13 protein-coding genes are annotated in these 15,300 nt (G+C 67.2%); 4 read left to right on the forward strand and 9 right to left on the reverse strand.

Annotated features, from left to right (window positions below):
• Nucleotides 1-236 precede the first annotated feature (236 nt).
• Nucleotides 237-1,139, reverse strand: a complete 903-nt coding sequence (locus ACXAJT_RS22175) for an alpha/beta fold hydrolase (protein ID WP_475239196.1) — start codon at nucleotides 1,137-1,139, stop codon at nucleotides 237-239.
• 242 nt (nucleotides 1,140-1,381) lie between these two features.
• On the opposite strand from ACXAJT_RS22175, the gene dnaE reads away from it, so the two are divergent.
• Nucleotides 1,382-4,879 carry a DNA polymerase III subunit alpha gene (gene dnaE / locus ACXAJT_RS22180; RefSeq protein WP_475239198.1) on the forward strand — a complete coding sequence of 1,166 codons (3,498 nt, stop codon included), beginning with the start codon at nucleotides 1,382-1,384 and terminating at the stop codon, nucleotides 4,877-4,879.
• Between the two features lie 141 nt (nucleotides 4,880-5,020).
• Nucleotides 5,021-5,794, forward strand: a complete 774-nt coding sequence (locus ACXAJT_RS22185) for a hypothetical protein (protein WP_475239199.1) — start codon at nucleotides 5,021-5,023, stop codon at nucleotides 5,792-5,794.
• Nucleotides 5,795-5,813: 19 nt separating this feature from the next.
• On the opposite strand, the gene ACXAJT_RS22190 is transcribed toward ACXAJT_RS22185, so the two are convergent.
• Both ACXAJT_RS22190 and ybgC read right to left on the reverse strand, forming a co-directional pair.
• Complete coding sequence (locus tag ACXAJT_RS22190; protein ID WP_475239202.1) at nucleotides 5,814-6,020, reverse strand: SlyX family protein; 207 nt, start codon at nucleotides 6,018-6,020, stop codon at nucleotides 5,814-5,816.
• A 223-nt stretch (nucleotides 6,021-6,243) separates the two neighbouring features.
• Nucleotides 6,244-6,633 carry a tol-pal system-associated acyl-CoA thioesterase gene (ybgC, locus tag ACXAJT_RS22195; RefSeq protein WP_475239204.1) on the reverse strand — a complete coding sequence of 130 codons (390 nt, stop codon included), beginning with the start codon at nucleotides 6,631-6,633 and terminating at the stop codon, nucleotides 6,244-6,246.
• 126 nt (nucleotides 6,634-6,759) lie between these two features.
• On the opposite strand from ybgC, the gene ACXAJT_RS22200 reads away from it, so the two are divergent.
• The gene (locus ACXAJT_RS22200; RefSeq protein WP_475239207.1) at nucleotides 6,760-7,947 is read left to right on the forward strand and encodes an APC family permease; all 1,188 of its coding nucleotides are present in this window, start codon (nucleotides 6,760-6,762) and stop codon (nucleotides 7,945-7,947) included.
• A gap of 253 nt (nucleotides 7,948-8,200) precedes the next feature.
• Here ACXAJT_RS22200 and ACXAJT_RS22205 read toward each other — a convergent pair whose 3' ends face one another.
• Genes ACXAJT_RS22205 through ACXAJT_RS22230 form a run of 6 tightly spaced genes read right to left on the reverse strand, consistent with a single transcriptional unit; the run spans nucleotide 8,201 to nucleotide 13,483 of the window.
• On the reverse strand, nucleotides 8,201-9,133 hold the full coding sequence (locus ACXAJT_RS22205) for an isoaspartyl peptidase/L-asparaginase family protein (protein ID WP_475239209.1): 933 nt from the start codon (nucleotides 9,131-9,133) through the stop codon (nucleotides 8,201-8,203).
• Nucleotides 9,130-10,029, reverse strand: coding sequence for a polysaccharide deacetylase family protein (locus tag ACXAJT_RS22210; RefSeq protein WP_475239211.1), 900 nt, complete (start codon nucleotides 10,027-10,029; stop codon nucleotides 9,130-9,132). The genes ACXAJT_RS22205 and ACXAJT_RS22210 overlap by 4 nt, the downstream gene beginning before the upstream one ends.
• On the reverse strand, nucleotides 10,026-10,778 hold the full coding sequence (locus tag ACXAJT_RS22215) for an SDR family NAD(P)-dependent oxidoreductase (RefSeq protein ID WP_475239214.1): 753 nt from the start codon (nucleotides 10,776-10,778) through the stop codon (nucleotides 10,026-10,028). The genes ACXAJT_RS22210 and ACXAJT_RS22215 overlap by 4 nt, the downstream gene beginning before the upstream one ends.
• Nucleotides 10,769-11,788 (reverse strand): ketopantoate reductase family protein, encoded by a 1,020-nt coding sequence (locus tag ACXAJT_RS22220; RefSeq protein ID WP_475239217.1) that lies wholly within the window; start codon nucleotides 11,786-11,788, stop codon nucleotides 10,769-10,771. The genes ACXAJT_RS22215 and ACXAJT_RS22220 overlap by 10 nt, the downstream gene beginning before the upstream one ends.
• A complete protein-coding gene (locus tag ACXAJT_RS22225; protein ID WP_475239220.1) occupies nucleotides 11,785-12,486 on the reverse strand; it encodes a creatininase family protein in 702 nt (233 codons plus the stop codon). The genes ACXAJT_RS22220 and ACXAJT_RS22225 overlap by 4 nt, the downstream gene beginning before the upstream one ends.
• A gap of 1 nt (nucleotide 12,487) precedes the next feature.
• Nucleotides 12,488-13,483, reverse strand: coding sequence for a GntR family transcriptional regulator (locus ACXAJT_RS22230; RefSeq protein ID WP_475239222.1), 996 nt, complete (start codon nucleotides 13,481-13,483; stop codon nucleotides 12,488-12,490).
• A 169-nt stretch (nucleotides 13,484-13,652) separates the two neighbouring features.
• Here ACXAJT_RS22230 and ACXAJT_RS22235 point away from each other — a divergent pair, with 169 nt between their 5' ends.
• On the forward strand, nucleotides 13,653-15,224 hold the full coding sequence (locus ACXAJT_RS22235; RefSeq protein WP_475239226.1) for an ABC transporter substrate-binding protein: 1,572 nt from the start codon (nucleotides 13,653-13,655) through the stop codon (nucleotides 15,222-15,224).
• Nucleotides 15,225-15,300 lie beyond the last annotated feature (76 nt).

Here is a 15,300-nt window from a genome sequence, read left to right on the forward strand (position 1 = left end):
TTGATGACCCGCCGCCTTACCATGATCAGATCCCCGCTGCGCGCTCTCGATGCGGCGTAGAAAACGCGCGGATTTTATCGCTTTGCACACAGGCTAGGCGGGCCGCTTCGCGCTTGGCAAGGGGAAACTGCCCGTTTCGGAGGCACAGCGGCGCGCGATTGGCCGGAAATCACGGGGCAGTTGCGTCAACTTGCCCAATTGTTGATCACACACAGAGCGGAGGGCGGCAGCGCGCCTCACGCCGCCGTCAAAAAGCCGGTCAGGGCGCGGATCGCCGAGGTCATGCCAAGGATCGAGTTGTGGTCGCCCTGCTCGAGAATTTCCAGCCGACCTCCGGGCAAGGCCTGCGCAAGCTGGCGGACATCGCGGGCCGGGGCGGCAAAATCGTGGCGGGCATGCAGCACCAGCGCGGGCTCGGGGCGGGCCTCGGCCAAGGGGCGCCATGGCACCTCGGGCCGATAGGGCGCGCACAGATCGCTGACCCGCTGCTCGAAGGCCGCGAGGCATCGCCCGGAAATGCCGTATTGGCTGGTGCCGAGCCGCATCAGCTTCATCAGATCGACCGGGGTCGAGATGACCGCGAAGCGCGGGCAGGAGAAGCCTTCGTGCATGGCAAAGAGGAGCCCGCTGGCCGACACGCAATGCGCTGCCACCGCATCGTAGGGCCCGAAGCTGTCGCCGCAGGCGTGGATCGCCCGCACGATTTCGACCAAGCCGCAGCGCGTCCGGCCTTCGCGCAGGTGGCCGGGCAGTACCAGAAGATCGACCTGAGCGCCCTCTCGGCGCAGGCTTGCGATGAGGCGCACGAACTGCCGCGCGTGGCCGTCGTGCCCCGGCACGATGAGCACGCGCCGCGCTGAAGCGCCCTCAACCGCACCCGCCGCGGGATAGCGCAGCACCGCCATGTCGTCGCCGAGCGGCAACAACCGTGCATCACGCCGGGTCTTGGCAGGGTCCAGAAACGACGGGGAACTCATGTAACGCCCGGCGAGGAAGCGCCCGGTCAGGCGCGGCATGAGCCGCGCAGCCAGAGCCAGCGCCTGACGCCGCCGACCCGGCCCCGGCACAGAGGGGGCAACGGCGGCTGCATCGCCGGAGCGCGGCGACGCCTCTGCGGTCTGCGCCTCATACCCTGCCATCACGTCTCTACCCGGCCCGTTACTCACCAAAAGTTGCGTGCAATTTGATTGCGCCAACACTGCGGCGGTCGCAAATCAATTCTTTGGAATGAAGGCAGAAAATTTACGCAACTGCGACGTTGCGCGCGAAACCCCGGCACTTTGGACTTGCGGCCCGCCGCGACAACATTCGCCCGCCAAATTCATCCACCGAGGCACGGCGGCTCTTTCGCGCGGCGCGCGGGCGCAATACTCTGGCCGGCATGAGTGATCCCCGATTCATCCACCTCCGCGTCCATACCGAATACTCCCTTCTGGAAGGGGCCGTGCGGCTGAAGAAGCTGCCGGGCCTCTGCGAGTCTATGGAGATGCCCGCCGTGGCGGTGACGGACACCAACAATCTTTTCTCGGCGCTGGAATTTTCGGTGACCGCCAGCGGTGCGGGGGTGCAGCCGATCATCGGCTGTCAGGTCGATCTGCGCTACGTCGAGCCGGTGCCCGGCGAAAAGCCCAAGGCCCCCGCCCCCATCGTGCTGCTGGCGCAGAACGAGCAGGGCTACGAGAACCTGATGAAGCTCAACTCCTGCCTCTACCTGCGCGGCGACGGGCAGGAGGCGCATGTCACGTTGGATGAACTGGAGACCTATGGCGCCGGGCTGATCTGCCTGTCGGGCGGGCCGGATGGACCTATCGGGCGGCACCTGCGCGAGAACCACCGCGCCGCGGCGCAGACCCTGCTGACACGCCTGCATCAGATCTACGACGACCGGCTTTACGTCGAGTTGCAGCGCCATCCCGGCGAGAACGGCCTGCCGCCCGAGGAGCGCATCGCCGAGCGCGGCCATGTGGAGATGGCCTACGAGATGGGCATCCCGCTGGTCGCCACCAATGACGTCTACTTCCCCAAGGCCGAGATGTACGAGGCGCATGACGCGCTGATCTGTATCTCGGAAGGCGCGTATGTCGACCAGCAGGAGCCGCGCCGCCGGCTGACCTCGCAGCACTACCTCAAGAGCCCGCAAGAGATGGCAACGCTGTTTGCCGATCTGCCCGAGGCGATCGAGAACACCGTAGAGATCGCCAAGCGCTGCGCCTTCATGGCCTATCGCCGCGATCCGATCCTGCCGAAGTTCGCCGACGACGAGGTCGAGGAACTGCGCCGTCAGGCCAACGAGGGCCTGCAGGCGCGTCTGGCGGTGATCCCGCATGCGGTCTCGGTCGAGGAATACCAGAAGCGGCTCGACTTCGAGCTTGGCATCATCGAGGGCATGGGCTTTCCCGGCTACTTCCTGATCGTTGCCGACTTCATCAAGTGGTCAAAGGAACATGACATTCCCATCGGCCCGGGCCGGGGCTCGGGCGCGGGCAGCCTCGTGGCCTACGCGCTGACCATCACCGACCTTGACCCGCTGCGCTACTCGCTGCTGTTCGAACGCTTCCTGAACCCCGAACGTGTGTCGATGCCCGACTTCGACATCGACTTCTGCATGGACCGGCGCGAGGAAACGATCCGCTACGTGCAGGAGAAATACGGGCGCGACAAGGTGGGGCAGATCATCACCTTCGGCGCGCTGCTGTCGAAGGCCGCCGTGCGCGACGTGGGCCGGGTGCTGCAGATGCCTTACGGCCAAGTCGACCGGCTGTCGAAGATGATCCCGGTGGAGGGGGTGAAGCCCGTCTCCATCGAAAAGGCCCTGCAGGACGAGCCGCGGCTGCGCGAGGAGGCGCGCAACGAAGAGGTCGTCGACCGGCTGCTGACCTATGGCCAGCAGGTCGAAGGGCTGCTGCGCAACGCCTCGACCCACGCCGCGGGCGTGGTGATCGGTGACCGGCCGCTGGATGCGCTGGTGCCGCTCTATCAGGATCCGCGCTCGGACATGCCGGCGACCCAGTTCAATATGAAATGGGTGGAACAGGCCGGTCTGGTGAAGTTCGACTTTCTGGGACTGAAGACGCTGACGGTCATTCAGAACGCGGTGAACCTGATCCTGAAGTCCGGGCGCCCGATCCATGTCGCCGCCGACGGCACCGAGCTTTACGATCCGCCCGAGGGCGGCGAGAACCAGATGAACCTCATCCCGCTGGATGACGAGAAGACTTACGAGCTCTACTCGGCGGCCAAGACGGTGGCGGTGTTCCAGGTGGAAAGCTCGGGCATGATGGATGCGCTCAAGCGCATGAAGCCCACCTGCATCGAGGACATCGTGGCGCTGGTGGCGCTCTACCGCCCCGGCCCGATGGAGAACATCCCGGTCTATTGCGAGGTGAAGAACGGCCTGCGCGAGATCACCTCTGTGCACCCGCTGATCGACCACATCCTCGAAGAGACGCAGGGCATCATCGTCTATCAGGAACAGGTGATGCAGATCGCGCAGGAAATGGCGGGCTACTCGCTCGGCGGCGCCGACCTGCTGCGCCGCGCCATGGGCAAGAAGATCAAGGAGGCGATGGACGCCGAGCGCCCGAAGTTCGAGCAGGGCGCGGCGGCCAATGGCGTCGAGAAGAAGAAGGCCACCGAGGTCTTCGACCTTCTGGAGAAATTCGCCAACTACGGCTTCAACAAATCGCACGCGGCGGCCTACGCGGTGGTGTCCTATCAGACCGCATGGCTCAAGGCGAACCACGCGGTGGAGTTCATGGCCGGCGTCATGAACTGCGATATTCACCTGACCGACAAGCTCGCGGTCTATTTCGACGAGCTGAAGAACGGGCTGAAACTGCCCTATGTGCCACCCTGCATCAACCGCTCGCAGGCGAGCTTCGACGTCGTCGACGGCGAACTGGTCTACGCGCTTGGCGCGCTCAAGAACGTCGGTCTGGATGCCATGCGGCTGGTGGTCGAAGGGCGCGGCGACACGCCGTTCACCACGCTTTATGACGTTGCCCGCCGGGTCGATCTCAAGCGCGTCGGCAAGCGCCCGCTGGAGATGATGGCGCGCGCCGGTGTCTTCGATCTGCTCGACAAGAACCGCCGCCGGGTGTTCGACAGCCTCGACGCGCTGGTCGCCTATTCCGCCGCGATCCACGAACAGAAGGCCAGCGCGCAGGTGTCGCTCTTTGGCGAGGCCGGTGACGATCTGCCCGAACCCCGGCTCTCGCCGGTGCCGGACTGGTTGCCCGCCGAGCGGCTGTCGGAGGAATTCAAGGCAATCGGCTTTTACCTCTCGGGCCACCCGCTTGACGATTACATGCCCGCGCTGAAGCGGCGCGACGTGATGACGCTTGAGGACGCCACCAACAAGGCGCGCGGCGGACCGTGCATCGCCAAGCTGGCGGGCGTCGTTGCGGGACGGCAGGAGCGCAAGTCGGCCAAGGGCAACCGCTTTGCCTTCGCCCAGCTTTCGGACCCGACCGGCGCTTACGAGGTGACGCTGTTCTCGGAGACGCTGGAGAAGAGCCGCGAGTTCCTCGAGACCGGCTCGAAGGTGGTGATCACCGTCGAGGCGACCATGGAAAGCGACCAGCTCAAGCTGCTGGCGCGGTCCGTCGGGCCGGTGGAGCAGGTGGTTGCGGGGGCCGGCGCGTCGGGCCTGAAGATCTGGATCGAGGGCGCCAGCGCGATCAACCAGATCGCCTCGGTGCTCAGCCGCGCCGCCGAGCAGATGCCGAAGGCCGGGCGCGGCCCGGTGCGGCTCTGCCTTGCCGACCACGGGCTGCCGGGCGAGGTCGAGATGGATCTGCAGCAGGAGTTTCCGGTGACCCCAGAGATCAAGGGCGCGGTGAAATCGCTGGGCGGGGTGCTGGCGGTCGAGGACTTCTAAGCGCCACGTTTCGGCGCGCTGCCGCCGGTTTTCCCCGCCCTGCGAAGGGGTTGTGGATTCCCGTCCGGCAAAGGGTTAAACGAAGGTCACTCAAGGCGGCGGGCGAAACGCGCGCCGCACCCTTCGCCCGGAGCCCTGTTGTTGCGCCGCCCTGCCCCGACACCGCCGATCCGCCGCCTTGCCTGCGGCCTCGTACTGGCCATGCTGGCGGCCTGCAGCGCGCCGCGCGACGTGCCACGTCTGTCCGAGGTTGAGCTGGCCGAGAACGCCGGTCAGAGCGCGGCGCTGCCCTCGGAGGCCGAACTCTCGGAAGAGGGCGGCTTTCTCGAAAGCACCGAGACCCCGGCGCGGCGCGCCGACACGGCGCCGCAGGGCGGGCTTTTGGGCTGGCTGAACGGACAGGCGGGCACCGCCAAGGCGAGCAACGGTCCCGATGCCCGGCAGGTGCCTTTCGGCACCGCGCTGCCCTACGGCGAGATCGCCCGCGTCTGCGGCGTGCCCGACCGGCGCCTCGGCACCCCGGTCGCGCAATACCCCGAAAAGCGGCGCGGCTACGTACTCTACGACAGTCGCCCCGGCACGACCGCGCCGCGGGCGCTTTACATCACCGGCTTCGACGATGGCTGCGCCCGGCAGGTCACCGGCGCGCTGGCGCTTTTTGGCGCACCGCAGATGCACGAGCAGCTGCGCTACGGGCTGGCGGGGCGGACGCTGCCGCGCAGTTCCGTCGATGGCGCCTATGAGACCGTCAAGGCCGAGGTCTGCCGCGTCTCCAGCGGTCGGCCCTGCGGTCGCGCCATGACCCGGCTTGCCCGCGACACCGCGTTCCTCAGCGTCTATCCGCGCTTCGGCAGCACCGCTTACGTGAACATGCTTTTGCACGACGGGCGGGTGGTCGCCCTCGAACAGCACTGACGCGCAGCAAGCCCGCGCCTCAGTAGTGCGGCGGACGCTCGTCGCCGAGGATCACCCCGCCGCCGCCGTCGCTTTCACGCTGCGCCTCGCGCTCCATGAGCATCTGCACCCGGTACTGCAGCATGGCGATGTCCTTGTCCTGCCGCACCACGGTTTCGGACAGGTCATCCACCGCGCGCAGAAGATGCGCGACGCGCTCCTGCAGGGTTTCCAACTCGCTCGGCATGGCAGCGCCTCCTTCGGGCAACTTGGTGGCAATTCGCTCTAGGCTGCAGATAGGCAGGCTGGCGCGCGGAGTCCATGGGGAGAGATCGGCAGGCCCGGCGCCCTGATGGTCGGAGCCGGGCCGCCTGCTGGCAAAGCGCATGGGATTTCAGGGGGCGCTGCCCCCTCTTGGCCTGACGGCCAATTCACCCCCGGCGTATTTTCAAAGAGAAGAATAGTGGTGGTCAGTGCATTTGCTGGCGGATCGCGGCGGGCAGGCGGGCGGGCTGGCCCTCGGCGGTGATCGCCACCAGCGTGACCTCGGCGCGGAACAGCGGCTTGCCTGCGCGCTGCACCTCCTGAATGAGCCCCAGACGCACCCCGGAGACGGATTTCACCTCGGTGCGCACCACGAGGTCTTCGTCAAAATGCGCCGGCGACAGATAGTCCGCCTCGAGCCGGCGCACGACGAAGACGATGCCTTCGGCCTCGCGCAGGGCGTTCTGGTCGATGCCACGTGCGCGCACCCAGTCGGAGCGGGCGCGCTCGATATATTTGAGGTAGTTGGCGTGATAGACGATCCCCGCCATATCGGTGTCTTCATAGTAGACACGCACCGGAAATTCATGGGCCATGCGGCGCTCCCTGCTGCGGGCGACCGTGCCGCCCCTCGACCTGCGGCGCGACCCTAGTGCGGGTGCGACATTGCCGCAAGCCGTGTCGCATTTCCATTGCCCGCACATGGGATTAGCCTGCGCGCCATGATGACGATCACAATCCTTGGCGCGGCGCTCGGCACGGCGCTGCTGCTGCTCTGGCCGCGGCTCGCAAAGGCGCCGCTGTGGCGCGCCACGGTGACGCCGTTGGCGTCGATCATCGGCAGCGGCTTTCTGGTGCTGGGCCCGATCCTCGAGACAGCCTATGGCGTCTGGGCCCCGGCGGTGATGGCGGCGCTCTGCCTCGGGGCGTGGCTGTTCGGCGCCGCCGTGCGGACCAATATCGCGCGCCGCGCCGAGGGGCCGCGCAGCGCCGCCGAGGAACGGCTGGAGACCTTTGCCTCCTGGGCGCTGGCCTTCGCCTATGTGATCTCGGTCGCCTACTACCTCAATCTCTTTGGCGCCTTCGGCACCCGGCTGACGCCTTGGAACGATCCGCTGCACGCCAAACTGCTGACCAGCGCCATGCTGCTGATCGTGCTGGCGGTGGGCTGGACCCGCGGGTTCGGCGCGCTGGAGCGGATGGAGCAGATCGCCGTCGGGCTGAAGCTGGCGATCATCGCCGGGCTGCTGGCCGGGCTGGCGCTGTATTTCGCCGACAAGGTCGGCGCTGGCGCGCTGCTGGCGAACCCGCCCGGGATGTCCGGCTGGGGCGCGCTCAGCCTCGGTTTCGGGCTGATCGTGACGGTGCAGGGGTTCGAGACCACACGGTATCTGGGGGCCGAGTACACCGCCCCCACCCGCATCCGCGCGATGCAGCTGGCGCAGGCGCTCTCGGCGGTGATCTACATGGCCTATATCGGGCTCATCGCCTATGTCTTCCCGCCCGGCACCGGCGATCAGAGCGAGACCGCGATCATCGGCCTGATGGGACTGGTGGCCCCGATCCTGCCGCTGATGCTGACCGCCGCTGCGCTGGCGGCGCAGTTCAGCGCGGCGGTGGCCGACACCGGCGGCGCCGGCGGGCTGGTCGAGGAGCTGACGCGACGGCGGATTAAGGTGCGCAGCGCCTATGCGCTGCTGGTCGCGCTCGGGCTGCTGCTGACGTGGACGCTGGACGTCTTCGAGATCATCGCCTTCGCCAGCCGCGCCTTCGCGCTTTACTACGCGCTGCAAAGCGGCATCGCGGCGCTGGCAGCGCGGCGCAGCGGGCGCCGCGGCAAGGCGCTGGCGTTCGAGGCGCTGGCGCTGCTGGGGTTGGTGATCGCGGTTTTCGGCGCGCCGGTGGAGTGAGGCGCCCGGTGTTTTGCCCCGCGAGGCGGACCATCCCGGCAAGCCGCACTGGCAGCTTGCTCGTTTGTCGCTGCGCTTCCGGGCGCTGGTCGGCTGGCACCCACAGCCTGCAAACCCGGGGGCGGCGCGATTGTGAGCCCCCAGAGAAGCCTGTGCTCTCAGCGACGGGCGGGTAGACCCACACAGCCGCGCGCCTAGCCGGGGATAGCCGCGGGCCAGAGGCCCGGCGGCTCAAAGACCTTCTCGGGTGTCTTCAGGCGTCGCGGTAGATCGCGATCTGCGGCGCTTCGCCCTCGCGCACGCAGCCCCGGTACATGCCCTCGCAATTGAATGGCATCGAGATCGCACCGTCGTGCCCGATGGCGATCACCCCGCCCGAGCCGTCGTGTTCGTGCAGATCCGTCATCACCACGTGCTGCGCCGCCTCTTGCAGCGACTGGCCGAGGAAGCGCATGCGCGCGGCGATCTCGCTGCCGGCAGTGTAGCGGATGAACACCTCGCCGTGGCCGGTGCCCGATACCGCACAGGTGGCATTGTCGGCAAAGGTTCCGGCACCGGGCATCGGCGTGTCACCAACACGACCCGGCAGTTTGGCGGTCATTCCGCCTGTCGAGGTGGCGGCGGCGAGATTGCCAGAACGGTCCCGCGCGACGGCGCCGACGGTGCCGTGGCGGCGGGCCGGATCATCGCTTTCCTCGCCGTTGCGGCGCATCTCAAGCGTCTCCTGCAGCGCGTCCCAGCGTGCTTGGGTGAAGAAATACGCGCGGTCTTCGAAGGGCAGCCCGGCGTCGCGGGCGATCTGCAGCGCCATCGGGCCGATCAGCAGCACATGCGGCGTGGTCTCCATCACCGCGCGGGCCACGCGCACCGGGTTGCGCGGGCCGAAGAGGCCTGCCACCGCTCCGGCGCTGCGGTCGCGCCCGTCCATGACGCAGGCGTCCATTTCCTGCGCGCCATCGGTGGTGAAGACCGCGCCGCGCCCGGCGTTGAACAGTGGCTCATCCTCCAGCGCGCAGACGGCGGCCGTCACCGCATCCATTGCCGTGCCGTCCTGCCGCAGCACGTCTTCCCCCGCAGCCACCGCGCGCGCCAGACCGGCCGTGTAGGCCGCTTCCTTCTCGGGGGTCATCTGGGCGCGCAGGATGGTGCCTGCCCCACCGTGGATGGCGAGCGAATAGGTGCTCATGACGTTCCTTTCAGCCCGGCCTGCGCCGCGCAGTAGCGGGCGATCTCGGCGTGCGGGGCGATCCAGCAATCGCCCTTGGCGGTGATATGCTCGAGCAGTTGCTCGAGGATGAAGATGCGCGAGCGGTAGCCGGTCACATGCGGGTGCATGGTCAGCAGAAAGAGGCCACCTTCGGCGTAGGCACCATCGAACTCGCGGCGGAAAATGTCGAGTACATCCGTCGGCGGCGTATAGGGCCGCTGCGGACCGAAGCGGTTCATCACGAAATAGACCGCGTCATCGCGGATCCACTCCACCGGCAATTCGACGATGCCGGTGGGCTCGCCCGCGTCGAGGATCTCGAACGGGTCGTCGTCGTTGAACAGCGAACTGTCGTAGAGCAGCCCCATCTCGCGCGCGATCTTCAGGGTGACGGCGGAATAGTCCCACGACGGTGTGCGCATGCCGACCGGGCGGGTGCCGGTGATCTTCTCCAGCGTGTCCGCCGAGCGCAGCATCAGGTCGCGTTCCGCCTCGGGCGGCACCAGCGTGTTGCGCTCGTGGATCCACCCGTGCAGTCCGATCTCATGGCCCTCCTGCGCCAACATGCGCTGTTCTTCGGGATGCAGCAGCGCCGCCACTGCAGGGACGAAGAAGCTGGCCTTCACGTCGAAGCGGTCGAGTACCTTCTTGATCCGCGGGATGCCGCGCCGGGTACCGTATTCGCCCCAGCCCAGCCGGGCGATCGAGGTGCCGCCGTCGCGCAGTTCGTTGGTCTCATGGTCGCTGTCGAAGCTGAACGCCACGGCGCAGCGCGCCCCGCCCGGCCAGCTTTCGGGCAGCAGGCTGCGCCCGGCCCGCACCTGTTCGACCATGTCGCGCCATTGTGCTTCTTCCCATTCATACGGCTCGCTCATGCGTGACCTCCGTCCACGGACAGCACCTGCCCGCTGATCCATTCCGCCGCGTCCGAGGCCAGAAAGGCCACGGCGTTGGCGATATCGTCCGGGCGCCCGAGGCGCCGGGTGTGAATTGCGTTCAGCACGGCGTTCTGGCGCTCTTCGCCAAACGCCTGCCACTGTTTCTCGGTCGAGGGGTTCGACAGCACGAAGCCCGGCGCCACCGAATTGACGGTGATGCCCTGCGGCCCAAGTTCCAGCGCCAGTTGCCGGGTCAGCCCGACCAGCGCGTGTTTGGCCGAGGCGTAGGCCTGAATGCCGGTGAGGCTGGGGCGCAGCCCGGCGCCTGACGAGATGGTGATGATGCGCCCGTTGCCGCGCGCCCGCATGCCCGGCACCACCGCCTGCGCGCACCACATGGCGGCATCGACATTGGCGCCGAAGATCGCGTGCCAGTCCTCTTCGCCGATCTCGTCGATCGGACGGCCGACCTGTCCGCGCACCCCGCCGGCCGAGGTGATCAGAACGTCGATCTTTCCATGCTGCACCAGCACCGCCTCGACGGCGGCGGCGGCACTGTCCCGGCTGCCCAGATCGGCGGCGTGGCGACTGATGCCGTCAGCCTCGAGCGGCGCCATGCCCTCCATGTCGATATCGAGCGCGGCCACCGTCGCGCCCGAGGCGGCGAACCGCCGTGCGATGGCCGCGCCGATGCCCTGCGCCGCGCCGGTGACGGCGACGGTCTTTCCTTCGAAAGTCAGGTGCATATCGGCAGCATCTCCGTCACCAGATCGGCCGATTGCGCGCGACGGCCTTCTTCGATGTCGTGGATCAACGCGACCATGCGGGCGATGGCAGAGACATCGACGCCATGCGCCCGGCCCAGCTCGACCATGATGCCGATCTGCGCATCCACCTCGGTGCGGCGCTTGCGCACCGCCAGATCGCGCCAGATGCCGGAGTGGGTCTTGGCGGTCTTGCGGTTGTGGGCCACCATCTTGTCCATCGAGGCGTCGATCGCCGCACGGTCGGCGCGGCGGAAGGCATCGGGATCGAACCCGTTGAAGCCAAGCGGCGTGACCCCCTCGGCGGCGGCCAGCGACATCACCTCGTGGCCAAGCCGCGCGTAGACCTCGCGGTGCTCGGGGCGGGCCATGGCATCGGACATGCTGTCGGGGGTCAGCGCGGTGCAAAAGAGCAGCGCGCCATAGCCCATCTTGCCCCAGAGATAGCCCCAGATATTGTCGGTCAGCACCGCCTCGGGTTCCAGAACCGAGAGCAGCGCATGCACCTCGCGCGCCCGGTCGGTGATCTGCCCGTCAAGCTCGCCCACCGCCACGGCGGCGCGATTGCCGAACAGGATGCGCCCCGGCTCCAGCCAGTCGGCGCCGTAGTTGACGAAACAGCCCACGGTGTTCTCGGCCCCGATGCGCGCCGCGATGGCCCGCTCGTTGAGACCGTTCTGCGCCGAAACCACATAGCCGCCCGGTGCCAGATGCGGGATCAGCATGTCGAGCGCCGCCTCGGTGATATGCGCCTTCACCGCAAGGATGATGCGGCTGTAGCGCCCGGTCAGGTCTTCGGGGGTGCTGGCGGGCAGAACCTGCGTGAAGGTCTCGACCGGGCCTTCGATGTGCAGGCCGGTGGTGCGCATCGCCTCGACGTGTGCGGGCACGATATCCACCATATGCACCGCATGCCCGGTGCGGGCGAGATAGGCGCCGATGATGCCGCCGATGGCGCCCGCGCCCCAGATCAGGATCGGATCATCGCTCATGCCCAGTCCCCTTCCAGCAGCGCGCGGGTCTCTGCCACAGCGGTGGCCCAGAGCCGGTCGGTGTCGGCCTCGGGTTTCTGGTAGACACCGCCATAGTTGCCATCGCCGATCAGTGCGCGCACGCCGGCGGCGTTGCGGTCGCGAAGCCGGTCGAAGGGCACGAAGGGTTTCTGCTCGGTTGGCAGATCGCGGCCCGGCAGGCGGGTCCACGGGAAGTTCTCCATCCAGCTGGCGTGGCTGGCCACCGGATCGATCTCTTGCACGCAGGCCCATGTCTTGGGTGCGCGCCACCAGTCATGGAACCGGCAGCGGGCGCCGGGGTTGGCTTCCATCCACTCCATCGTGACCGGCTGGACCGGGCTGTTGCCGCCGTGGCCGTTGACGATCAGGATGCGGCGAAAGCCCGTGGCATATAGGCTGTCGAGAATGTCGCGCAGCAGCGCCGCATAGGTCGAGAGCTTCAGCGTGACGCTGCCCGGAAAGGCCATGAAATACGGCGTCAGCCCGTAGGCCACAGCGGGAAATACCGGCACGCCCAGCGGCTCGGCGGCATCGGCGCCCACCTTCTCCGACAGGATCGAGTCCACCGACAGGCTGAGGTAGGCGTGCTGCTCGGTGCTGCCAAGCGGCAGCACGCAGCGGTCATCGGTCTCGAGGTATTTCTCGATCTCGAACCAGTTGCTTTCGGAAATCTTCACGTCACTCTTCCTTCTGTGCGCCCAGACGCAGACGGGCGGCCTCGATCGCTGGGAGGAGCTCGGCCTTCACGGACTGGTTGTCTGGGGTATGTCGGTACTCGAACGCGGCCTGTCCGGGTGCCAGATCGGATCGCACGTAATCGGCGCCGGTGGCGTAGACGAGCACGCTGGCGCGCGCCATCAGCGCCTCGGCCCCCGGCTCGCCGCGCACCGCCATGGAGACATCGGACACATGCGGCGCAAAGCGCCGGATCCCCGCCTTCATGATGGTGACGAACTCTGGGAAGTACGAATAGCCGACCACGCGGGCGTCCGAGGGCAGCGAGGCCAGCGCCACCCGCGTTGCCTCGTCGGGGATCAACGTCAGCCCACAGACCTCGGCCTGCGGGAAAAGCTCGCGCGCGGCGCTCAGCAATGTTCGCGGCGCGAGGACCACATCGACCGCCTGCGGCACGCTCTTGCGCACCTCCGACAGCACCGCGACGCGCAACTTGTCGCCCTCGCCCAGCTTCGGACGCAGCGCGGCGGCATAGGCTTCGGTGGCATCGTGAAAATTACCCAGCATCAGCAAGCGCAGCGCGCGCCGCGGACGGCACTGGGCCGAGGCCACCCGCGTGGCGATATCCGCAGCGCTGAAACCGCATTGACGCCCGACCGCGAGCAGATCGCCGATCAGCGCGTCAAGCTTTCGCAGTTGCGCCGCGTTGCCCACCGAGGCGCCAGGCGCCACGAAGGTACCAGAGCCGACCCTGCCCTCGATGTGCCCGGCGTCCTGCAGCGCGGCGTAAACGGTACTGACAGTGACCGGCGAGATCCCGAGCCGGGCCGCCATCACCCGAACCGAGGGCAGACGCGCCCCGGCGGGTAGCTCGCCGGAGGCGATCCCGAACTCCAGCGCGCCGCGCAATTGGACCGATACAGATACCGAAGACCTTCGGTCGATCGCCTCGGCGAGCCGCTCCAGCGATTGATCGAGCTGTGCCTGTTTACCATTCATGCCGTGACAATGCATTAGAACACTTACACTGCCAAGTGCTATATGTCGCCCCGCCTAAAATTGAAGCCGCCGGTCAAACCCGCACCTATCCGTCACAACATTATCTTGACCGTATCAGATTCCGTCGACAGTGTTACTCTATCAAATAACACAACAGGGAATTCAACACATGACGAGAGCGACCCTAAAGTCCGCCGTCGCGGCCCTGGCGCTGCTGGCCGCCGCCCCCATGGCGATGGCCGAAGATCTGGTGATCGGCCTGCGCGCCGGCCCGGATTCCATCGACCCGCATTGGTCCACGCTGGGCAGTCAGGCCGAAGCGCTGCGCCATATCTACGACACGCTGGTCGACGTCGACGACAACCTGCAACTCAAGCCCGGCCTCGCCGTGTCGTGGGAAGCGGTCGATGACACCACGTGGGACTTCAAGCTGCGTGAAGGGGTGAAATTCCACGACGGCAGCGACTTCACCGCCGAGGACGTGAAATTCTCGATCGAGCGCATCCCCGAGGTCACCGGCCCGATGTCGATGACGCTCTACACCAAATACGTGGACAGCGCCGAGGTGATCGACGACCACACGCTGCGCATCCACACCAAGGGCATCGCACCGGCGCTGCCGAACGATTTCACCCGGCTTTTCGTGGTGCCCTCGGAAACCGGCATGGAGGCGGGCAACGAAGAATTCAACTCGGGCGCCAAGGCGATCGGCACCGGCCCCTACACCTTCGTGTCGTGGCAACCCAAGGGCGATCTCGTGCTCGAGAAATTCGACGACTACTGGGGCGGCGCGCCGGTCTGGGACAACGTCGTGCGCAAGGAAATTCCCGATGATGCGGCCCGCGTCGCGGCGCTGCGCTCGGGCGAGGTCGACCTGATCAACTACGTGCCCGCCTCGGACTATCTGGCGATGCAGAACGACTCCGATCTCGAGACTTTCATCTCCGACTCCGTCTACATCCTGAACGTGCAGCCCTCGGTGGTCGACGACGAGCCGCAGCCGATCACCATCGACGGCGAGCCGGTCGACGGCAACCCGCTGCAGGACGTGCGCGTGCGCAAGGCGCTCGATCTGGCGATCAACCGCGACGTGCTGGTCAACGTCGTGCTCGAAGGTCTGGGCACCCCCGCCAACCAGTTGATGCCCGAAGGTTTCTTTGGCTACACCGACGAGCTTGGCGCGCGCGAGTATGACATCGAGCAGGCCAAAGCGTTGCTGGAGGAGGCCGGCTACCCCGACGGGTTCGAGATCGACTTCACCTGCACGAACAACCGCGTGCCCGGCGATGCCGTGGTCTGCGAGGCGCTGGCGCAGATGTGGTCGCGTCTTGGCCTGACGGTGAACGCGCAGGCGCTCAACGGCACGGTGTTCTTCCCCGCCGCCGCCCGCAAGGAATACACGATGGCCATGTCTGCTTGGGGCACGCTGACCGGCGAGGCCGCCTACACCTACGGCGCGCTGGCCCACACCCCGGATGAAGAAAAGGGCTTTGGCAACTTCAACCGCACCGGCTACTCCAACCCCGAGTTCGACGAGGTCTTCGACAAGGGCGCGCAGACGCTCGACCCCGAAGAGCGCCGCAAGCTCTACGAGCAGGCGTCTTACATCGCGATGGAAGACCGCGCGCTAATCCCGACGGTTATCCTGCAGACGGTCTGGGCGGCGGAAGAAGGCACGCTGAGCTTTGCGCCGCGCGTCGATCAGGAGACCCGCGCCTACGAGATCACACCGGCGGAGTGACCGCCGGCGGGCGCCCCGGCGGGGCGCCCATGCCCCCTTCCGCGCGGCGGCTGCGGCAGCCGCGCGTCTCCTTCGA

It is taken from the genome of Salipiger sp. ABF4_146 (assembly GCF_056161345.1).